20 protein-coding genes are annotated in these 22,492 nt (G+C 35.8%); 11 read left to right on the plus strand and 9 right to left on the minus strand.

Translation table 11 applies throughout. The features are described from left to right. Positions 1-22: 22 nt before the first annotated feature. From yidC to ACNFU2_RS10820, 4 genes are all read right to left on the minus strand, one after another. A complete protein-coding gene (gene yidC, locus ACNFU2_RS10805) occupies positions 23-1,822 on the minus strand; it encodes a membrane protein insertase YidC (protein ID WP_172280506.1) in 1,800 nt (599 codons plus the stop codon). Positions 1,823-2,015: 193 nt separating this feature from the next. After that, positions 2,016-3,623, minus strand: coding sequence for a CTP synthase (locus ACNFU2_RS10810; RefSeq protein ID WP_273649467.1), 1,608 nt, complete (start codon positions 3,621-3,623; stop codon positions 2,016-2,018). A 127-nt stretch (positions 3,624-3,750) separates the two neighbouring features. After that, on the minus strand, positions 3,751-4,320 hold the full coding sequence (locus ACNFU2_RS10815) for a YceI family protein (protein ID WP_273649469.1): 570 nt from the start codon (positions 4,318-4,320) through the stop codon (positions 3,751-3,753). 61 nt (positions 4,321-4,381) lie between these two features. Beyond that, entirely contained in the window at positions 4,382-4,792 is a 411-nt protein-coding gene (locus tag ACNFU2_RS10820) for a hypothetical protein (protein ID WP_273649470.1), read from the minus strand. Positions 4,793-4,852: 60 nt separating this feature from the next. On the opposite strand from ACNFU2_RS10820, the gene radA reads away from it, so the two are divergent. From radA to ACNFU2_RS10835, 3 genes are all read left to right on the plus strand, one after another. Next, positions 4,853-6,202, plus strand: a complete 1,350-nt coding sequence (gene radA / locus ACNFU2_RS10825; protein ID WP_172280513.1) for a DNA repair protein RadA — start codon at positions 4,853-4,855, stop codon at positions 6,200-6,202. A 304-nt stretch (positions 6,203-6,506) separates the two neighbouring features. After that, positions 6,507-8,048, plus strand: a complete 1,542-nt coding sequence (locus ACNFU2_RS10830) for a M12 family metallo-peptidase (protein WP_418121657.1) — start codon at positions 6,507-6,509, stop codon at positions 8,046-8,048. A gap of 80 nt (positions 8,049-8,128) precedes the next feature. Continuing rightward, entirely contained in the window at positions 8,129-8,722 is a 594-nt protein-coding gene (locus ACNFU2_RS10835) for an ACP phosphodiesterase (protein WP_273649472.1), read from the plus strand. A 357-nt stretch (positions 8,723-9,079) separates the two neighbouring features. On the opposite strand, the gene ACNFU2_RS10840 is transcribed toward ACNFU2_RS10835, so the two are convergent. Together ACNFU2_RS10840 and ACNFU2_RS10845 are read right to left on the minus strand one after the other, a co-directional pair. After that, a complete protein-coding gene (locus ACNFU2_RS10840; protein WP_273649473.1) occupies positions 9,080-9,274 on the minus strand; it encodes a hypothetical protein in 195 nt (64 codons plus the stop codon). Between the two features lie 427 nt (positions 9,275-9,701). Beyond that, positions 9,702-10,205, minus strand: a complete 504-nt coding sequence (locus tag ACNFU2_RS10845) for a DUF6702 family protein (RefSeq protein WP_306614157.1) — start codon at positions 10,203-10,205, stop codon at positions 9,702-9,704. Between the two features lie 66 nt (positions 10,206-10,271). On the opposite strand from ACNFU2_RS10845, the gene ACNFU2_RS10850 reads away from it, so the two are divergent. Together ACNFU2_RS10850 and ACNFU2_RS10855 are read left to right on the plus strand one after the other, a co-directional pair. After that, the gene (locus ACNFU2_RS10850) at positions 10,272-10,850 is read left to right on the plus strand and encodes a HupE/UreJ family protein (RefSeq protein ID WP_172280522.1); all 579 of its coding nucleotides are present in this window, start codon (positions 10,272-10,274) and stop codon (positions 10,848-10,850) included. A 67-nt stretch (positions 10,851-10,917) separates the two neighbouring features. Then, positions 10,918-13,305, plus strand: a complete 2,388-nt coding sequence (locus tag ACNFU2_RS10855) for a M1 family metallopeptidase (protein WP_306614159.1) — start codon at positions 10,918-10,920, stop codon at positions 13,303-13,305. 10 nt (positions 13,306-13,315) lie between these two features. Here the strand turns inward: ACNFU2_RS10855 and ACNFU2_RS10860 are convergent, their stop codons facing one another. Together ACNFU2_RS10860 and ACNFU2_RS10865 are read right to left on the minus strand one after the other, a co-directional pair. Further along, positions 13,316-14,017, minus strand: coding sequence for a LytR/AlgR family response regulator transcription factor (locus tag ACNFU2_RS10860; protein ID WP_273649476.1), 702 nt, complete (start codon positions 14,015-14,017; stop codon positions 13,316-13,318). After that, positions 14,010-15,041 (minus strand): sensor histidine kinase, encoded by a 1,032-nt coding sequence (locus tag ACNFU2_RS10865; RefSeq protein WP_273649477.1) that lies wholly within the window; start codon positions 15,039-15,041, stop codon positions 14,010-14,012. Before ACNFU2_RS10865 ends, ACNFU2_RS10860 begins: the two co-directional genes overlap by 8 nt. A 230-nt stretch (positions 15,042-15,271) precedes the next feature. Between ACNFU2_RS10865 and ACNFU2_RS10870 the strand changes: the two genes are divergently transcribed. From ACNFU2_RS10870 to ACNFU2_RS10880, 3 genes are read left to right on the plus strand one after another with little or no spacing between them, the layout of a single operon-like run. Further along, a complete protein-coding gene (locus tag ACNFU2_RS10870; protein ID WP_273649479.1) occupies positions 15,272-15,961 on the plus strand; it encodes a DUF2490 domain-containing protein in 690 nt (229 codons plus the stop codon). A 41-nt stretch (positions 15,962-16,002) separates the two neighbouring features. After that, entirely contained in the window at positions 16,003-17,289 is a 1,287-nt protein-coding gene (locus ACNFU2_RS10875) for a CitMHS family transporter (RefSeq protein WP_273649481.1), read from the plus strand. A gap of 54 nt (positions 17,290-17,343) precedes the next feature. Beyond that, the gene (locus tag ACNFU2_RS10880; RefSeq protein WP_273649482.1) at positions 17,344-18,558 is read left to right on the plus strand and encodes a cation:dicarboxylate symporter family transporter; all 1,215 of its coding nucleotides are present in this window, start codon (positions 17,344-17,346) and stop codon (positions 18,556-18,558) included. A gap of 52 nt (positions 18,559-18,610) precedes the next feature. Here the strand turns inward: ACNFU2_RS10880 and ACNFU2_RS10885 are convergent, their stop codons facing one another. Further along, a complete protein-coding gene (locus ACNFU2_RS10885; RefSeq protein ID WP_273649483.1) occupies positions 18,611-19,792 on the minus strand; it encodes a trypsin-like serine peptidase in 1,182 nt (393 codons plus the stop codon). A 260-nt stretch (positions 19,793-20,052) separates the two neighbouring features. Here ACNFU2_RS10885 and ACNFU2_RS10890 point away from each other — a divergent pair, with 260 nt between their 5' ends. From ACNFU2_RS10890 to groL, 3 genes are all read left to right on the plus strand, one after another. Then, on the plus strand, positions 20,053-20,187 hold the full coding sequence (locus ACNFU2_RS10890; protein WP_262888827.1) for a hypothetical protein: 135 nt from the start codon (positions 20,053-20,055) through the stop codon (positions 20,185-20,187). Positions 20,188-20,375: 188 nt separating this feature from the next. Further along, positions 20,376-20,654, plus strand: a complete 279-nt coding sequence (locus ACNFU2_RS10895) for a co-chaperone GroES (protein ID WP_029295711.1) — start codon at positions 20,376-20,378, stop codon at positions 20,652-20,654. A gap of 110 nt (positions 20,655-20,764) precedes the next feature. Beyond that, positions 20,765-22,390 (plus strand): chaperonin GroEL, encoded by a 1,626-nt coding sequence (gene groL, locus ACNFU2_RS10900; RefSeq protein WP_172280536.1) that lies wholly within the window; start codon positions 20,765-20,767, stop codon positions 22,388-22,390. The last annotated feature ends 102 nt before the right edge of the window (positions 22,391-22,492 follow it).

A 22,492-nucleotide genomic window follows, 5' to 3' on the forward strand; every position in this document is an offset into this window, starting at 1 on the left:
CTTTTTTATTATCATGATAAGATTATTTCTTCTTATTTCTCTGTTGTTCCTGAGCTCTTTGTTGTTCCTGAGCCTTCTCCATCATCTCCCGCATTCTTTTCTGGAATTTACCTTCAGTTTTTGGTTTTTCCTTATTCGCCTGGATCTGGGCATGAATTTTCTTTTCATCCAGGATCACATATTTAATAACAAGGATAATCAAGATGTTAATTGCATTGGATACAAAGTAATACCATGAAAGACCAGATGCAGAAGTATTCAGGAAAAATAAAAATGTAATTGGGAAAATGTACATTAATACTTTCATATTTGGCATTCCCTCCTGTTGAGGTTGCTGGATATTTCCTGATGTCATGATAGTATAGATTAAAATTACCACCGTACACGCTAAAGCAAAAACACTCAAATGATCTCCCAGGAAAGGAACTTTAAATGGTAATCTGATTAAATCATCATAAGCGGTCAAATCTTTTGCAAACCAGAAACCTTTTCCTCTTAAATCAATAAAGTTCGGGAAGAAACGGAATAATGCATAGAAAATAGGAATCTGTACCAACGCCGGCAAACAACCCGCCATTTGATTAACACCAGCCTTTCTGTAAATTTCCATTGTAGCTTGTTGCTTCTTCATCGGATCCGCATCCTTTAACTTCGCATTAGCCTCATCAATTTCAGGACGAATTACCCTCATCATAGCACTCAATTTATGTTGCTTGTACATAATTGGCGATAGGATAAGTTTAACAATGATCGTCATAAAGAAGATCACCCAGCCTGCTGTTAATCCCCAAGATGCAATAATATTATACATTGGCATGAAGAAATAGCGGTTCATCCCACCGATAAATGACCAACCCAAAGGTAATATCTCATCAAAGTTTTTATCATATGATTTTAATAATGGTAAATCTAATGGCATAAAATACCATGTAAAATCCTGATTCAATTCACTCCCTGTCATCTGAACAAATCCTTCATAGTTGAATTTCTTCAAATATTCACCCTCTTCTATTGATTCCTGATTTCCTTTACTTTGTGTAAATCCGTTTTTAGCTTCAATCACAGAAGAGAAGAATTGCTGTTTTACACCAATCCAGTTAAGAGTTTCTTTCTCTTCTTCCATGGTCGTTCTTCCATCATAATCATAGCTCTTATAGTTATTAAATGCATAAGAAAATTCTGAGTGGGATTGTTCCTGAGCTCTACCTTTTTCTAAATTTCTCACATTATAATTCCAAAGAAAATCAGCCTTGGTATCAGAAGTTACTGAAGCCAACCCCTGAGTTCTTACTTTAAAGTCTAATGTATATTTAGGAAGTAATGTATAAATAAACTGAATAACAGCACCATTGTAATTAGCTGTCATCGTTACAGCATTTCCATTCACTGTCGGAGAGAAAACCAGGTCTTTCGTATTAATAACCTTACCCGTTTTATCCTTAAACTGAAAACCGTAGTTTGAGTTATTCTTATTGATTAAATAAAGAGGGAGATCAGCCTGATCACTTTTGTGATCATACGCTTTGTATTTTAAAAGTTCTACTTTAGAAACTTGCCCTCCCAAGCTGGAAAATTCCAATTTCAATTCATTATTTCCTAAAGTAGAAACCTGAATAGCGTTAGGAGTTACATTTGGATTGATATTACTTGCCTGAGTTTGTTTTACGGCAGTTTTTACCTGTTCAGTTTTTTGTTGCTGAGCTTTCAACTGTTCCTCTTTCTGCTGTTTATTCTGAAAATAAAACATGAATCCGAAGAGAACCAAACATAAAACCGCAAAACTAATCATTTGACTTTTATCGAGTCCGTTGTTCTGTTGCATTTTGATTTTATTAAAATTATTTTTTCATAATCCACCGTAAAATTCAACATTAAATTCCACCCTGGATTTCGAGCTGACAAAAATACTGATTTTTTATCAAAACTCTATCTTTTACTCTATTACAATATGATAAACTCAGGCTGATAATAATCAACCTGAGTTTAAATATGACGTTTAATCGATATAAATTCCTTTATTTCTTCTCACATGCTTTAATAAAAGCTCTGAATAACGGATGCGGTGTTGCAACCGTACTCTTATATTCAGGATGATACTGCACTCCTACATAGAACGGATGATCATTAAGCTCAAGAGCTTCAACCAGTCCGGTTTCAGGATTAGTACCTGTTGCAAAGAATCCGTTTTTTTCAAATTCTTGTAAATAATCACTGTTGAATTCATAACGGTGACGGTGTCTTTCAGCTATATTCTTACTTCCATAGATATTGGAAAGTTTAGAGTTATTCTTCACAGAACACTTCCAAGAACCAAGACGCATCGTTCCTCCTTTATCAACAACATTCTTTTGCTCTTCCATTAAAGAAATCACAGGATGCTCTGTAGCAGTATCAAATTCCATAGAATTTGCTTTAGAATACCCTAAAATATTTCGTGCAAATTCAATAGTCATAATCTGCATTCCTAAACAAATTCCCAACATAGGAATTTTATTTTCTCTTGCATATTGAGCTGTCAATACTTTACCTTCAATACCTCTGTCTCCAAAACCAGGAGCAATAAGAATTCCATTAACTCCTTTTAAAGTTTCTTTGATATTTTCCTGGGTGATATCCCCACTATAAACCCATCTCACTTTTACTTCCGTCTCAAGATCTGCTCCGGCATGCTTAAATGCTTCAGCGATAGAAATGTAAGAATCCTGAAGAGAAACATATTTACCTACTAAAGCAATTTCAACAGTCTTTTTTGGATTCTGGAATTTCTTAAGGAAACTCTTCCAATCTTTAAGATCCGCTTCTTTATCACTCTTAAGATCCAATTCTTTTAGAACTACATCATCAAAGTTCTGTTTCTGAAGGTACATAGGGACTTCATAAATAGTTTCCAAATCTTTGCACTCAATTACATTATCCAAAGGAACATTACAGAACTGAGCTAATTTAGCTCTCTGATCTTTTGGTATTTTATGCTCTGTTCTGCAAACCAAAACATCTGCCATAATTCCGCTTTCCATCAATTGACGTACGGAATGCTGAGATGGTTTTGTCTTTAATTCTCCACTGGAAGCCAGATATGGCAACAGGGTTAAGTGAATTACCATAGAATTCTTTTCTCCCAATTCCCATTTTAGCTGACGTACAGTTTCAATGTATGGCAAAGATTCGATATCCCCTACAGTTCCTCCGATTTCAGTAATAATGATATCGTAGTTCTGCTTGGATAAAATTTTAATCCTACGTTTGATTTCGTTAGTGATATGAGGAATTACCTGAACTGTTTTTCCTAAAAAGTCGCCTTTTCTTTCTTTTTCAATTACAGTCTGGTAGATTTTTCCTGTAGTAACGTTGTTGTTTTGAGAAGTGGGAGCATCTAAGTATCGCTCGTAATGACCTAAATCCAGATCCGTCTCCGCACCATCTTCGGTTACATAGCATTCTCCGTGTTCATAAGGATTCAAAGTTCCTGGGTCAATATTAATATAAGGATCTAGTTTTTGGATCGTTACATTAAAACCGCGTGATTTCAGCAATAGTCCCAGAGAAGCAGAAACAATTCCTTTTCCCAAAGATGAAGTTACACCTCCTGTCACAAAGATGTATTTAGTATTCTTTTTACTCATTAGATTAGGTTTGTGCAAAGTTATGGGAAAAAGAAATACGAGGCAATTTATTTGCTAAGAAATAAAAAAAAGGTTCCTCAAAATTACTTGAGAAACCTGTAACCAAACCAAATTATATTTAAAAAAATTATTGCTTTATTAATTCAAAATACAAATTAACATCTACATCCTTTGCAACACCCGCTCCTGTTGGATCATATTTAATATTATAATCTAAACGGTTTACTGTAAATTTTGTTTGAAAGCCTAAAATTTCTTTCCCTTGCTGATTTTTTGTTACACCACCATACGTTACCGGAATGCTGATTTCTTTTGTCACATCTTTAATGGTAAGTTTTCCTTTAAGGATGTAGGTATTATTTTTATCTTTCGTAATAGATCCGCTTTCGAATGTCATGGTCGGAAATTTCTCTGCATCGAAGAAGTCTGCACTTTTCAAATGCTTATCTCTCATTTCAACGCCTGTGTTTACCGATCCGGTTACCACATTAAAATTGAAGGTTGCCTTATCCAGATCTTTCCCTGAAGAAACCACTGTACCATCGAATTTATCAAATCTTCCTTGCACAAAACTAATCCCCATATGCTTGATATTGAAGTTAACTGAAGAATGCATAGGATCTACTTTCCAGGTTGATTGTGCAAAGCCTGCGATGCTTAAAAAAGCAAACATAAAAGCTAATAGTATCTTTTTCATTGTAATATATTTTATTTTTTACCCATCAAAGATAAAGTGATAAACCCATTCATCTCTTGACCTATGATAATTTTTTCTTTGATTTTATTTTCACATACATAAAATGAATAGCAATAACAATCAGAAAAACGACAACTGCATTCATATACAAAAGTACATTCAGAAGTTTCGCGTTTGTTTTTTCAGAAAAATAAGTGAAAGGATTAGTTCCTGATATCATCAGCATAAAAAGATAGAGTACTTCAAATAAAATAGCAATCCTAACCACCGATTGATATGTGCTTTTAAATAGGATAACCGTTACAAGTCCCACTCCGCTGCTTATTATACACCCAATAAGAACAGCCAACGAAAGCATTCCAAAATCACCGCCGGGTAAATGCAAATATCCTACGAGCCAATCTGCAAGCCATGTAGTAAGGATTGTCATTATAAAGAATATAACCACGCTTTTTATTAAAATATTTTTCATACTAGAAAATTAACCAAAAATTCAGAAGTAAAATTCAAAAAAAATTTTGAACTTCGCAGTATGGCAAAACTTAAAACAGCATATTTCTGTCAAAACTGCGGAACCCAATACTCACAATGGATGGGTCAATGCAAAAACTGCGGGCAATGGAATACATTAGTTGAAGAGGTCGTGGAAAAGGTATCCAGCAGAAGTCTTCCTTCCTCGAAAACAAAGCAACACGTCATTAATATCATTGAAGTTGAAGCAATTGAAGAACCCAGGATTAAAACACCCTCCGAGGAGCTCAACCGGGTAATGGGAGGTGGAATTGTTTTAGGTTCTGTTACTTTGATCGGAGGAGAGCCGGGAATCGGAAAATCGACATTGCTTTTACAGCTGGCATTAAAAATGAAGAAGAAAATATTTTATGTTTCAGGAGAAGAAAGCGCCTCACAGATTAAAATGAGAGCAGACCGGTTATCTGAAGTTCAAAACCCAAATTGCTTCCTTTACACCGAAACTTCACTGGAAAAAATATTACATGAAGCCAAAAAATTAGAGCCTGATTTTATCATTATCGACTCCATTCAAACTTTACAGTCCCAATTGATAGAAAGCTCACCGGGAACCGTTTCCCAAATCAGAGAATGTTCGAATGAGATCATTAAATATGCTAAAGAGAACAATACTCCAGTTTTTCTGGTAGGTCATATTACTAAAGACGGACAGATTGCCGGTCCAAAGGTTTTGGAACATATGGTAGATGTAGTTTTAAATTTCGATGGGGATAGAAATCATCTTTTCAGATTATTACGGGCTAATAAAAACCGTTTTGGCTCCACCTCGGAAATTGGAATCTATGAAATGATTTCCCAGGGTTTAAAAGAGATCAAAAATCCATCTGAAATTTTAATTACAAAAAAATTCGAGGAGCTTTCCGGAAACTCCGTAGCTGTAACGCTTGAGGGAAATCGCCCTATGTTATTGGAGATTCAGGCACTGGTAAGCACGGCTGTTTATGGAACACCTCAGAGGAGTTCTACCGGATTTGATGCTAAAAGATTGAATATGTTGCTTGCCGTATTGGAGAAGAGAGCCGGATTTCAGCTTGGTGCTAAAGACGTTTTTCTCAACATTACAGGAGGAATAAAGACAGATGACCCGGCCCTTGATCTCGCTGTAGTAGCCTCTATCCTTTCATCTAATGAAGACATTGCAATATCCGAACATTTTTGTTTTGCCGGGGAAATCGGACTTAGCGGCGAAATCAGACCTGTTGCTCAAATTGAACAACGCATCTCGGAAGCTGAAAAATTGGGATATGAAAAGATCTTTGTCTCCAACCTCAACAAAATACCTAAAAGAAAATTCGGGATTAAAATTGAGGAAGTCAGTAAAATTGAAGATTTCCATGAACGAATCTTTTAATTAAAAGACAGTCCTAAAACATCCTTATTTAAATTTACCAAGAAAACGTACTAGTTTCCAATTTATCGCCAAAATCCAGGCAGGGATTAAATAAACATCATCACTCTTTATCAATATGAATATTCGATAGAGAGTGATGATGTTATTAAAAACAATCTTCAACCGTGGTTTCTTAGATCAATTTAATAGCAACAAAGCGCTGAAATTAAATATTTCGCAGAAATTTCTATCATCCATTGAAAAAAAATCACCACATGTTGATATTTTATATATATTTGTATATCACCATACTAAATCACATAAAATGAAAACAAAATTCACTATTTTCGTGTTGTTTTGCGCCGGCATGCTATTTGGGCAAAACAAAATTTTTCAAACAGCTATTAATGAGAATAATTTAAAAAGTAACCAAAAAGTAAGCAGGGAGCTATCCTCTTCTTATTTAGTTACAAAATACTATTCCCAAGCTCCCTTTAATTTAAAATCCGATTTACAAATCAACCTCCCGACCGGTAAAGAGATCACAGCCAAATTCAGCCGTTCTTTAACGTACAGCAATAAGAGTGAATCTTATATTTACACTATTGAAAATGATCCCAGAGCCGAACTTGTACTTTCACAATATGATCGCGTGGTAACAGGAATGTACGCTTCAGGCACAGGTGAAAAAGTAATATTCCACCAAACTGATGCAAACGTTTTTGCATTATCCGAAGTGAGCGATTCGACAATCCTCAATCAGGACTCGATTGATGATTATGTAATGGACAAAAACGAAAACTTTAATAAAGCAAATTCCAACGTTTGCTTATCAACAACCCCTGTATGCTCTGCTACCAGAGTAGATGTGATGGTAGTTTTCACTACCGCAGCAAAAAACGCATGGGGCGGGCTTTCACAGAGTAATTCGTTTGTAGCAACTGCTATCACCAATTTCAATACTGCATTAACCAATTCCGGGGTTTCCAATGTCACCATTAATCTTGTATACTCAGGAGAGATCAGCTACACTGAATCCGGAAGTTTGAGTACGGATCTTCCAAGGCTCAGAAATAATAATGATGGGTATATGGATGATGTACATACACTAAGAACCACCTATGGAGCGGATCTATGCGCTTTAGTTACCTCAACACCAACTAACACTTGCGGCTTAGGCTATGTAAATACAAGTTCTACCAACTACAGCAGTAATTCAGGGTTTTGTGTAAGCCTATACAATTGTGCTGTATCCAACTACTCACTTGCCCACGAACTTGGACACAATATGGGATTAAGACATGACTGGTACGTAGACACCAGCACCACACCATGTGATCATCATCATGGATACACCAATAAAAAAGCAATAGATCTTGGAACTTCGAGCACTTCTTCTCAAAGATGGAGAACTATAATGGCTTATAATGATGAATGTTCCTCTAAAGGATTCAACTGCACCAGAATCAACAGGTGGGCAAATCCGGACATTAACTACAATAGTGATCCTACGGGGGTAGCAATAGGAAACACCAAGCCGGCTAATGAAGCTTTTGGATTTGCACGTTTCGCTTGTGTCGTTTCTAATTTTATGCCTGAAACACAATCTTTCCTCGCCACAAAGGAAGCTATTCATGAAACACAAGAGTTCTTACTATATCCTAATCCTGCTCATGATATGATTCAGATTTCAGGAAACAGAACCGGCAAGTATTCTTTTAAAGTATACAATTCTGCAGGCCAAAACGTAATATCAACTACGGAAACTACCATCCACCTCAAAGGATTAACTTCCGGAGAGTACTTCCTAAGTATTTATGATGACAAAAATTCTTTGATAGAAAGTAAAAAGTTTATTGTTAGATAATTTCTTTTAAATAGTTAGTTTATAAACCTTCAAATACCTTAACTTTATTTGAAGGTTTTATTTTTATAACCTGATATCCTATGAATTATTTAGCACATTCTTTTCTCTCTTTTACAGATCAGCAAATTGTCGGACAGTTTCTCGAAGATTTCATCAGAAACAAAGAGCGGTTCTCATTTCCAAAAGAAATTCAGGATGGGATTACCTTACACCGAGCTATCGATACCTTTACAGACTCCCATCCGGCTATTCATGAAGCTAAAAAAATATTCAGCCCTTTGGTTAGACTATATGCAGGAGCATTTGTAGATGTATCTATGGATCATTTTCTGGCTAATGACTTTACTCTTAACTCACTGCAAGGCTGGAAAAACCATTCCCTCCGGGTTTACAAGGCTCTTAATGAAAATCAAGAATGGCTTCCTGAAAATTTTAAGAGAATGTTAGTAAAGATGGAAACAGAAGATTGGCTATATAATTACAGAGAAGATTGGGGAATAAAATTCAGCATTCAAAATGTTCTTAATAAAGCACAATATCTGGAGAAAGATATTCCTGTATTCGAAGCATTTTTAAAAAATAAAGATCTTCTTCAGGAATGTTACAATAATTTTTTTCCGGATTTGCTTGAGCACACAAGAGGAATCAATACCCTATTACAAATAGACAAATAACGCTTAAAATAAAAAAGCACTTACGTGAGTAAGCGCTTAATAATCTTCTGTATTTCGCTAAAAATAATTTGATATGAAGATTATATTTTAATTAGTCAATTTTATTGCCAAAATGTTACAAACAAACATTTGTTAGTTACAAAATAAAAACATTTATCCCATTTATGCAAAGAAAAACTAATATTGAAATCCATACAAAAAAGCACTTACCATTAAGATAAGCGCTATATATATGTCGAATTTGTGTTGTTAGAATTTTTTGTGCCTGATCCTATCCGGAGTTTGTGGGAACTATTTCTCCAAATAGCAATAAAATAAAAATATAATGTTCTGTTTTACTATTTCCAATTTTTATAATTACGTTGAATCCATCGATAGCCCAATTGTGTCATTTGGAGGATTACCTATTTTCAGAATCCGGGTTAAATAATCTTTTGCTTCATCTGCATAAAAAACACCTGATGTCTTTATTGTATTAACCCCTACTTGTTCTTTAATTAAAGTACATGCGGGATAAAAATGCAAGAAAAAATTACTTTCTTTATTTTCCATATGCAATATTGTTATTTCTAACAACTAAGAATTAATACAATTTTTAAAACTTCTTTAAATCCAATGCAAAATATATAATATATATAATTTTATAAAAAATTAACATATCTAAACCCTATCAAATATAAAAAAAATTATTTAATAAACACACATAAAGATCAAATATTAAAAAATATTAATAATATTAATTAGTCACTATTAATAGATTTAACAAAATATAGAAAATCCTTAATTTGCAAATATTTAAGACCTTTAAATATCTAAAATAAATGTTAAAAAAAATAAAAATCCTTTATTTTAATATTTCTCAAATATATAAATTTAATATTTATCACGCAATGGTGTATTAATTTTCATCAAAAAAGAATATTATTAGAAAAAATACACATGTACAATTACATATACACTTGAAAGCGTATTAAATACATCATTGGAACTGTTGATACAGATATCGATTGGGATAGGATAATTTTTCACTTTTCCTTTTCCCATTCAAAATAATATGGACAATGTTGATCTGATCATCAAACAGATTATACAAAAAACTAACTGCAGCTTCAACTTTCTTAGGCATATTAACAGATTCCGTTTCCAAAAAAATATTCACAGACTCATTATCCTCTTCATATCCCAGATAATTTACCCTTAAGAACTTACCGTCGGACTTTAGTTTCAGATATTCTGCACTATAATTTTTTAAAGCGTCATCTAACTGAACCTTATAATTCGGATCATTAAAGTGGAAAGACTTGTTGTATTTTTTACCTAGGGCATTTTCCAGATCATCCAGAAAAAAACGCCCGGTAACCTCGAATGTCTTTGATTTTGTATTATAATTGATTTCAACGGAACCTACATGATAGGGATGCTTTATAATAGTAAAAGAATACAAAAAAACAAGAGGAATAAACAGTATCCACAAACCTTTCATAAAAACAGACTTAATTATTTTTCGAAATTAATCATTATTTTCGTACGTTTTACAGTACATTATATCATGCAGGACTTTTTATTCTATTTAAAACTTGGTTGGGAACATATCATTTCTTTAGATGCGCTTGATCACCAACTTTTTGTTTTAGCTTTAATTGCGGTTTATTCTTATAAGGATCTCAAGAAAATTCTAATCCTGGTGACAGCATTCACAATAGGTCATTCCATAACATTAGCATTAAGTATCCTTGATATAGTAAGAGTGCCTTCAAATTGGGTAGAGTTTTTAATTCCGCTAACAATAGTCCTTACAGCATTAGGTAATATTATTATGAAGAATAAAAAGCAGGCCCTGGACAAAACAAATTATTACCTGGCTTTATTTTTCGGACTTATTCACGGAATGGGATTTGCCAATACTGCAAGAGTGATGATTGCAAAAAGCCAGAGTATTGCGATTCCTCTTTTAGGATTTAATATTGGTTTGGAAGTAGGACAGATTGTAATTGTTTGTGCTATTTTAATCTTGCTGTTTATTGCATTAACATTATTCAAAATTAATAGAAAAGATTGGATACTCTTTATATCGTCCGGTGTTTTTGCCCTGGCATTAAAAATGACAATAGAAAGAATTCCATTTTAAGACTTATTGATTGATATTTTTTCAAGTAGTTATTGTTATATTTGAAAATTATTAAATCATTTCGGTCATGAGACTAAAAGTAACCCTACTTTCTGTATTCACATTTGCAGGTTTAGCAGCCCAAAATATTCAAAATAACCCGGGAAGTAATCACGGAAATAAGTTTGAACAATTAGGAACCATTTTACCTACTCCAAATATTTATAGAACTGCTTCCGGATCTCCGGGACATGGTTACTGGCAAAACAGAGCAGATTATAATATTTCCGCCTATCTGGACGAGGATAAAAGAAACCTGAAGGGCTCCGAAACGATTACTTATTATAACAATTCTCCTGACGACTTAGATTATATATGGTTACAATTGGACGAGAACGAGGCATCAAGTATCAACAAAGCCAATTATCCTACTTCTACAACCCTTCCTAAAACCATAAATGACCAGAAGTTAAAGATAACGGAACTTCCGGAAAAGGACAATGGTTACGGCGTTCATCTGGAAAAAGTAACCGACGAAACCGGTAATGCATTACGGTATACTGTAAACAAAACCATGATGCGTATTGATTTGCCTAAAATCCTGAAAAAAGGAGAAAAATTCACGTTAAAAATAGACTGGAATTACAATATCACCAACAGAATTAAAATGGGTGGCCGTGGTGGTTATGAAAACTTTCCTGAAGATGGAAATGATTTGTACACAATGACACAATGGTATCCAAGGATGTGTGTGTACAGTGATTTTCATGGATGGCAGAATCACCAGTTTACAGGAAGAGGAGAATTCGCCCTGGCCTTTGGAAATTTTAAAGTTTCAATGAATGTTCCTGCAGATCATGTTGTAGGAGGTACCGGAGAGTGTAAGAATTATGAACAGGTATTATCTTCAGACCAACTATCCCGATATAGAAAAGCCCAAAGCTCATCAGAGCCTGTAGAAATTGTAACGCTCGATGAAGCGAAGAAAGCAGAAAAAAACAGATCGAAACAAAGAAAAACCTGGGTTTTTGAAGCCAATAATGTAAGGGATTTCGCATGGACGTCATCCCGAAAGTTCATCTGGGATGGAATGGGCGTGGTAATACCGGAAAACAATAATAAGGTAATGGCTATGAGCTTCTATGGAAAAGAGGCTTACGGACTTTACAGAAAATTCTCTACAAAAGCTGTTGCACACACAATAAAAACTTATTCGGAATTCACTATCCCCTACCCTTATCCGGTTGCTCAGTCTGTAGAAGCGGCAAATGGTATGGAATATCCTATGATCTGTTTCAATTTTGGAAGAACTGAGAAAGATGGAACTTACTCAGAAGGAACAAAAAATGGTATGATCGGAGTAATCATCCATGAGGTGGGACATAATTTCTTCCCCATGATCATTAACTCGGATGAAAGACAGTGGACCTGGATGGACGAAGGATTGAACACCTTCACAGAATATCTTACGGAAGAAAGATGGGATAACAAGTTCCCTTCAAAACGTGGACCGGCGTGGACTATTGTGGATTACATGAAATTACCAAAAGATCAGCTGGAGCCTATTATGAGTAACTCTGAAAACATTGTTCAGTTTGGCCCTAATGCCTACTCAAAACCGGCAACTGGCCTGAATATCCTTCGTGAAACCATTATGGGCAGAGAACTTTTTGATAAGGCCTATAAAACTTATGCAAAAAGATGGGCTTTTAAACACCCGGAACCTGCCGATTTCTTCAGAACAATGGAGGATGCAAGCGGAGAAGATCTGGATTGGTTCTGGAGAGGATGGTTTTACGGGACAGATCCTGTTGACATAGCTATTGATAAGGTAACTATTGCCACTCCCGATTTAGAGGCCGTACCTGCACCTAAAGAAGTAAAGTACAAAGTCGACAAGGCTCTTGTTAATGACTTTGAAGACCTTTCCAAAATCAGAAACAGAGAAGATAAAAATATTACGTTCTATGTAGACAAGGATAAAGAAGCTCAGGATTTCTACTATCGTTACGATCGTGGCCAGGAAAAAGTGGATCAGAATAAAGAATATTCCCTTACACAGGACAATGATATGGCTCTTGATAAACAGCAAAAAGAAAAGTTCAAAAACATTCAAGCTTATCAAATTGACTTCATAAACAAAGGAGGACTGGTGATGCCAATCATTCTGGAATTTACTTTTGAAGATGGAACGAAATTATACGATAAATCTTCCGCTCAGATCTGGAGGCTCAACGAACAAAAGGCCACAAAGACTTATTATTTTGAGAAAAAATTAAAATCTATTCAGCTGGACCCAATGCGTGAAACAGCAGATATTGACACTTCAAATAATTTCTGGAGCAATGATGGTAGTACGTCTGAGACTTCCAGATTCCAGGTATTCAAACAAAAACATGAAGGGGCAGTAAGAGGCGGTGCCAATGGAAAAGTAAATCCGATGCAGGCCGCAGGAAAAAATAAAAAACCGCTTTAAAAGCGGTTTTTTATTTTCCCAAATGCTCTTTCAGTATCTTTTTATAAGTTCTTCCCAGAGGAATTTTATCTCCATTTTTAAGGTAGACGCTTTTCACATCATAAGATTCAATATGAGAAGCCAATATGATATAAGATTTATGCACTCTGATAAATCCAAAAGCCTGAAATTTTTCTTCAAAATTTGACATCCTGTCGAGGATCATATATTTTTTCAAAGAGGTTACTAAAATAATATACTCCCCAAATCCCTGTACCCAAAGAATATCTTTAAGAAAAACCTTATTCATGATATAATTGGATTTAAACATGATGAAATCTTCTTTTTCTGAGTGTTCTGCAGAATTTTTAAACTGTAAAAAATCTTTGGCTTTGTTGATGGCTTTCCTGAAGGTTTCAAAATCTACAGGCTTTACAAGATAATGCACAACATCAAGCTCAAAAGCTTTTACCGCATGTTGGGTCTCCAGGGTCATAAAAATACAGAGAGGTTTATAAGGAAGCTGTTGCAATAGCTCTACTCCATTAATACCCGGCATATTAATATCAAAAATAACAAGATCCACCACATTCTCTTTTAAATATTCCAATGCCTTCTCCGGTTCCTGAAAAGAGCTTTGGAGATCTACACCTTCTATTTGATCACAATATTGCCGGACAAGTTGCAACGCAGGATATTCATCATCCACATTAATCACGGAAAGATTAGCCATTCAGATCAATTTTTAAAGTTGTTTTGTATCTGTTATTTTCAATCATTTCTGAGGAAAGGGTATATTTTCCCGGATAGTATTTTTCCAGTATCTGGGTGATTGCTTCATTTCCCAACCCGTAATATCCGGTTTCTCCCAAAGCTTTTTTTTCCGGAACAGAGTTGATCATTTCGAAGAACAAATCACGGTCGTTAATAGCATATATAACTTTTATGAAGCTATTGGGATCCAGACCGATTCCTGAATGTTTCAAAGCATTTTCAAAGAAAGTCAAAAAAACGGAAGGTGGAATTTCAATTAATTCCAGTGTTTCCTCATTCCGGATATCAAAATCTATATTCAGTTGGTTATCATATTTCAACTGGTACAACATGGTAAGAGAATGAATCGACGAAAATTCCTGGGCCAGACTAATCCTTTCTTTTCCGCTGTCATAGATAATATATTGAAGGAGCTTACTGAGCTGCAGGATGGAATCTGAAGTTTTTCCCGATGGGATAAAACTGTTCGCATATATATTATTTAAAGTATTCAATAAGAAATGAGGATTCATCTTTGATTTTAAAAGATCAAAATAAAGCTGTTCTTTTTGCTCCCCAAGATCCACAACATTCTGCTCTATAAGGAATTTATCTTTTGTAATCCCTAAAAAGGAGGCAACAAGAATCACAATTCCCTGCGCCGTATATACATTAAAAAGGAAATTGGTGTTGGAAAGAGTTTCACTAAAATTCATTTTAAAAATGGTAGGCTGTAACAAAATCCTGAAAAGACTTGACATCAAAAAACAGATCAAGGCATACAGGATAAACTCCGGATATTTATTCGATAGGTAAAAGTGAGGAACCAGATAATAATACACCAGATAATAAATCCCAATATTAAAAATCATTACAGATAAAACACTCCAAATAAGCTCCGGGGTATCAAGAAAGTAATTTTCCGTAAAAAAAGTGATTAAAATAAAGACAAAAAAGAAGAAAACATGCTGAAACCTCAAAAGAAAACCCCAACGGTAGTCCATCAGTTTTTTCAGAATCTTATCACTAAATAAAACCCTGAAAAACAACAGTATAAGTATAATATTTACAATTAAAAACATTCTAAAAACGTGATTTCTTGGGTTCTCAAATATAAGATGTTTTTTAACAGAAAATGCAGTTCGCTGATAAAATAGGTCATTGATTGAAAAATTAAAAACCCGGTAAATCGAATAAATATATTTGAGAAGTAACAATATTAACCCAATATTATATGAAAATTAAGAGAAAATTAATTTTTATTTTTTTATTAGTGCTTCATCATTTTTATCAAGGTCAAAGCACTGATACCTACAATATGTGGTTCCAATATATCATGACTGCCAAGGTGTCTGACAAAAGTACTTTAACAGCCCTTACACAATACCGTTCTTTTGACCTGGCTTACGACAAAAGACTCTTCCTCGTCAATGCATATATGGATTATGAAGTAACCAAAGGAGTAAGACCTGCCGTAGGAGGTATGTTTCTCATTTTGGATTCCTACCAGACAGAAGATCAGAAAAAGACCCGCTATGAGAAAAGAGCCTTTCAACAGGTAACCCTGGACCATGATATCGGCAGATCTTCCGTTTCCAGCAGATTCCGTGTAGAAGAGCGTTTCCTGAATAATCCTGACGAATTTGTATTAAGGGTCCGGTATCTCATCTCTATGAGAATCCCTTTCAACAGAAAGGGTGAAAAAGAAAGGCTGTATGGAATTCTAAAAAATGAGATAAGGATGAACATCAAAAAGGAAGACCCTTTCGACAGTAACCGTATCACCGCAGGGCTTGGAATAAAAACAGGGAAAAACTCGGCAATTGAACTTGCTTTCATTAATCAGTTATCTCCGGGCAGAACCAGTAATTACGGATACATAGGGTTCAGAAACAGTTTTGATTGGAGAAAAAAACAAAAATAACCAGACATCAATTTAAAAAATTTAATATTTAATATAATGCTATGCTAACATTTCTTGGGTTTCTGATGATCTTTATTTTCATGGTTCTCATCATGAATAAAAAAATGACACCACTTACTGCTTTGGTAATTGTTCCAGTAGTGATTGCTCTTATTGCAGGATTTGGCGATGAGCTGGGTGACATGATGAAAAATGGGGTTAAAGAAATCGCACTTACAGGCGTAATGCTGATTTTTGCAATTCTCTATTTTAGTTTAATGATCGATACCGGATTATTTCAGCCTTTAGTTAACCTTATTTTAAAAGCAGTCGGAGATAACCCAATCAAAACAACCATCGGAACAGCGATCCTTACAACATTAGTTTCTCTGGATGGAGATGGCTCTTCTACTTATATTATCGTAGTGGCAGCCATGCTTCCCCTATATAAAAAACAGGGACTGAATCCCCTGATCCTTACCTGTATCATAATGCTTGCAGGAGGTATCATGAATATCCTTCCATGGGGAGGCCCCACAGCAAGGGTTATGAGTTCCCTCAAACTGGGTCACACAGAGATTTTCGTTCCCATGATTCCGATTATGGTCCTTGGTATTTGCTGGGTAATCTTTGTGGCTTATATTTTAGGACTGAAAGAAAAAAAGCGTATTGCAAAATATGGAAAATACACAAAGTACAGCAATAGCGATATCGCAGGTGAAACGGATCCGGCCCTTCTTCGCCCTAAACTGATCTGGATTAATCTTGTCCTTACCATTGTATTGCTAACGGTAATGATTTTAGATATTGTTCCTTTGGGAATTGCTTTTATGATTGCTTTCTGCATAGCATCTGTTATCAATTACCCTAAATTAAAAGACCAGCAGAAACTCATGTCCAAACATGCGGGAAATGCATTATCTGTAGCAGGAATGATCTTTGGAGCAGGGATTTTCACAGGGATCCTCAATGGATCGGGTATTATGCAGGCTATGGGAAATAGTATGATAGAAATTGTTCCGAAAAGCATGGCAGGCTCTTTAAATATTATTACTGCTGTCTTCAGTGTTCCCCTTACCTTTTTCCTGACTAATGATGCTTATTATTTCGGGATATTACCCATTATTGCAGCAACCGGACAACAACTGGGAATCCCACCTGATATTCTGGGAAGAGCAAGTCTTGTCGGACAGGCTTCTCATCTTCTGAGCCCATTGGTTCCGTCAACTTACCTATTGGTCTCTCTCGCCGGTGTGGAATTTTCTGATCATTTGAAATACACATTGAAATGGGCTATCGGATCTTCCATTATCATGTTATTAGGAGCTTTGCTTCTTGGGATAATATAAAATTTATATATATTTATATTGAATTGTCCGTTTATCCAGCGAAAAAAAACTCAAATGAATCTTTTCCATACAAAAAAAACATTCACCAGCCGATATTTAAAGAATCTTTCTTTGTATGTTTTCGTGGCTATTATCTGTGGTGTTTTTACAGGACAATACCTTCCCGAGATAAGCAGTAAATTAGGGATAATCAGCCAGTATTTTTTTTGGGTTCTGGAGTCTATCATCCTGCCTATTATTTTTATGGCAGTTATTTACGGGATCTGTCACCTGGCAGATATAAAAAATGCAGGGAGCATTGTATGGCAAACAATTCTCTACTTTTTTATCATCAGCTCTGTGGCTATTACCATAGGATTTATTTTTGGACTTGCCATTCAGCCCGGTTCCCATACGGGAATTCAGATCGTTAAAACAAAAGTAATTCTTCCCAGTAGGTTTGAAATCAATGACCCCTCCCTATCTTCTGTAATGTATCGCAACAGGTACGCTATTTTCCTTATAGCTTCAATCATTATCGGCATATGCATGAACCTTTCAAAAAGACGAAAGAGTTTCCTGAATATCCTTGATAAAGGACTTGTTGTTTTTTATCATATTATTAAATATTTATATATCATTCTTCCGGTTATCATTTTCTGTAACATTGCTTACGGTATTTCTGTATATGGAATTAATACCCTGCTGCCATTAAGCAAAGTTGTGGGAACCGTATACCTTGCCGATATTGCTTTTATCTTCGGAGTTTTAGGACTGGTTTCTTATATCTTTAAATTCAATTTGCTCAAATTTTTGGTAAGCATTAAAGAAGAGATCATTTTGGTTATAACCACTTCTTCTTCCAAAACAGCTTTTCCGATCATTTTTGACAAGATGGAATCTGAGGGATACAGCAAAAAAATTTTAAGATTTATTATTCCCCTGGGGTACAATTTCAACCTCGCAGGTGCCTGCATTTATATTTCTGTAGCCTGCTGTTTTCTGATTCAGTTTTATAATATTTCATTAAGCCTCAATGATTACTTATGGCTTTTTGTTATCATTTCTGTTACATCTAAAACAGCTTCCGGGGTTCCGGGATCAGGTTTTCTTGCTCTTATTTTTACTTTGAACAGGTTTGGAAAGATCCCTGCGAATGATATTGCATTGCTTTATAGCGTAGACCGTTTCATGAACGAGGCGAGGTCAGTAACCAATTTTATTGGTATTGCCGTTTCCGGAGCCATTATTTCAAAAATAAATCAGCCCGTAGAAAAAAACGCCCCATAAAAATGAAGCGTTTTTTATATTAGTTGTGTTTTGTTTTTTCAAGCTGATTCTTTCAATTTCCCCAATTATTTCTTGCCCAGATCACAAGTGCCGGCAACATATCTCCCCCTGAAGCCACAGAATGAAGATCAGATCCGAAAAGTTCCCAGTCGGTTTCATTGCCATGATGAACGCCTATGGCATACATCTGTCCATTGGTGAACCAGCTATATAACGGTGATCCAGATGCACCACTTGCCTCGTCTGCATAGCTTTCTATCTGTGTACTATCCACACTATTTCCATCCGGAAGCTTTACATCATCTCCGTCATCATCATCCACAACACTGATGCTGCTCTGATAAGTAGGTCGGTTTTCTCCTTTATCATAAGGATATCCCGTCATGGTCCACACATTCATATCTTCCCAATCGTCGTTATAACTTTTTGCCCCGAAATAACCTGTTGTATCTCCGATATTATCATACAGTTTCACCACCATAATATCATTTCCCACGTCACTTTGGTAAGCCACATAGCTTTCTCCATAAGTATAAAATGAATTTCCATAAATGGATCGTCCATCGTAATATGCAGGAATCACTTTGATCATCCATGATGCATAAGGCTTTTGAGGCCTCATATGTCCGGAGGTCATTAGAATTTTTCTGCCTACCATAAATCCGGTTCCCCTGCCCTGATAATTCCATGATGAGGCACTGGTTAATTTGGTATATACTTCTACCCTGCACACACAGCATTCCGGATAGGTATTAGGATAAATATTTACCCTGTCATCATTTCCGAAAATAGTTACGTGATTGGCACTTTTCGTAACCAATCTGTTCAAACGGTTTCTCTTCACAGACTTCGTATTCGGAAAAACCACTTTAGGATGAAGTCCCAGTATATGAGTTTCCGGCACAAAAGCTTCAGCTTCGGTCACTTTTATTTTCTTAGTTTTAATTGTAGCACGAAGCTTTTCTACGGTAATGATCTCTTCGGATTTCCCGGGAATACCCCAGTCAAAAGGTGAAATCTGGTCCAGCTGGTAAAATTCCCGGTTCAGCTTTGATACTGAGATTTTTGCTGAGTCTTTTTTTCCGGTTAGTCTGAAGTTTTTGGCAGAATCCGTAATAAATAAATTGCGATCCGGTTCTTTAGTCGGAAGCGGATTCTCATACTCCAATAGCAATTCCCGGGGAACCGGTGAATCAGCCGGAGCATCCCGAAAGATTTTTTTTAATTTTTCCATTGTTTCAGTTTTTATGATATTTGGTCTCACAAAGTTGAAGGAATGCATCACCAAATACCATAGTAATATCCCTGTTTTTGCACAGTATTAACCCTGCTGCCCTTTACAGTATAATCCACTGGTTATCAAAATACAAAATACCAAAAACTATCTACAAACAACATCATTTTGATTGAATAAAAAGCTTATATTTGATCATGTCAAAAACTCCTGATTGACAATAAATGTTCAGGAACATCAGAAAAACAAAATATTAACTTATGAAAAATGCTAAATTATTAAGCAGAGATGCTCAGAAAACCATCCACGGTGGAGCTGCAAGACTTGTTTGCTGCGAACGTGATGAAAACGGAAAATGTACATTATGGATCGGACCGGGACAATATTGTCCTTAGTCTCATAAATTGATCAGTAAAGTAAGCCGGAATTTTTCCGGCTTTATTTTTTTAATCTGCCAAAATTTCACACCAAAAATAAAATTCTGCCATTTTTAACCATGAAGCATCGCCTGACAAGTACCAACCTCATTTGGCACACATTTAGAGAATTTGAAAGCAGAAATAATTAAAAAAACAGATATATTATGTCAGTAAACTTTAAACCATTAGCAGACAGAGTTTTGATCGAACCCATCGCTGCAGAAACTAAAACAGCTTCAGGTATTATTATTCCGGACACAGCAAAAGAAAAACCACAAGAAGGTACAGTAGTAGCAGTAGGTCCTGGAAAAAAAGATGAGCCTACAACTGTGAAAGTAGGTGACAAAGTTCTTTATGGAAAATATTCAGGTTCCGAATTGAAATTGGAAGGAAAAGATTACTTAATCGTAAAAGAAGGAGACTTACTGGGAATTATCGGATAAGATTCCAGATATAAGACACCAGATTTCAGATTTAAAACTGAATAAAAAATAATTTTCAAATAATGCTTGGCGTCTAACATCTGACGTCTAACATCTAATATCTAAATAAAATGGCAAAAGAAATAAAATTCGATATCGAGTCAAGAGACGCTTTAAAAAGAGGGGTTGATGCATTAGCAAATGCAGTAAAGGTAACTTTAGGACCAAAAGGTAGAAACGTAGTGATCGAAAAATCTTTCGGTGCTCCACACGTAACGAAGGATGGTGTTTCTGTAGCGAAAGAAATCGAACTTGAAGACAAGGTAGAAAATATGGGAGCTCAAATGGTAAAAGAAGTAGCTTCCAAAACTAATGATATTGCAGGAGATGGTACAACTACCGCTACTGTATTGGCACAGGCTATCGTAAGAGAAGGTCTTAAGAACGTAGCTGCAGGTGCCAACCCAATGGATCTTAAAAGAGGGATCGACAAAGCAGTAACTGCAGTTGTTGAAAACCTAAAATCCCAGTCTCAGGAAGTGGGAGATTCTACAGATAAAGTGAAGCAGGTTGCTTCTGTATCTGCCAACAACGACGAAACTATCGGTGCTTTGATCGCTGAAGCTTTCGGAAAAGTAGGTAAAGAAGGTGTAATCACTGTAGAAGAAGCTAAAGGTATCGATACAACGGTAGATGTTGTAGAAGGTATGCAGTTCGACAGAGGATACCAGTCTCCTTACTTCGTGACTAACCCTGAGAAAATGGTAGCTGAAGTAGAAAACCCATATATCCTTTTAGTAGAGAAGAAAATCTCTTCAATGAAAGAATTGCTTCCTGTTCTTGAGCCAATCGCACAAGGTGGTAAGTCTCTATTGATTATCTCTGAGGAAGTGGAAGGCGAAGCTTTAGCAACTTTAGTGGTAAACAAACTAAGAGGTTCTCTTAAAATTGCTGCTGTAAAAGCTCCTGGATTCGGAGACAGAAGAAAAGCAATGTTAGAAGATATCGCGATCCTTACAGGTGGTCAGGTAATTTCTGAGGAGCAAGGTTTCACTATGGAAAACATCTCTCTAGATATGTTGGGAACTGCTGAGAAAGTAACAATCGATAAAGACAACACAACAATCGTAAACGGTGGTGGTGACGAAGCGAAAATTAAAGGAAGAGTAGCTCAGATCAAAGCTCAGATGGAAACTACAACTTCTGACTACGACAGAGAGAAACTTCAGGAAAGATTAGCTAAGTTAGCTGGTGGTGTTGCAGTTCTTTACGTAGGAGCAGCTTCTGAAGTGGAAATGAAAGAGAAAAAAGACAGAGTTGATGATGCACTTCACGCTACAAGAGCAGCTGTTGAAGAAGGTATCGTAGCTGGTGGTGGTGTTGCTTTAGTAAGAGCCATCTCCGCTTTAGAAAACCTTTCAGGAATCAACGCTGACGAAACTACAGGGATCAAAATCGTAAAAAGAGCGATCGAAGAGCCATTAAGACAAATCGTTGCCAACGCAGGGGGTGAAGGTTCTGTAATCGTTGCTAAAGTAGCAGAAGGTTCCGGAGACTTCGGATACAATGCTAAAACTGACGAGTATGTAAACATGCTTGAAGCAGGAATCATCGACCCTACGAAAGTAACAAGAGTTGCCCTTGAAAATGCAGCTTCTGTATCTGGAATGCTTTTAACAACTGAGTGTGTAATCACTGAAGTGAAAAAAGACGAACCTGCTATGCCAATGGGAGGTGGAATGCCAGGAATGATGTAACAACGTGTCGTTGAGACAATTTAATATACTAACCGTTCTACTTTGTAGGGCGGTTTTTTTATACAGAAAATCCAAGGAACTTCTCATTGAAATTTTATTTGC

Source organism: Chryseobacterium sp. PTM-20240506, assembly GCF_048296755.1.
GTDB classification, from domain to species: Bacteria; Bacteroidota; Bacteroidia; order Flavobacteriales; family Weeksellaceae; genus Chryseobacterium; species Chryseobacterium proteolyticum.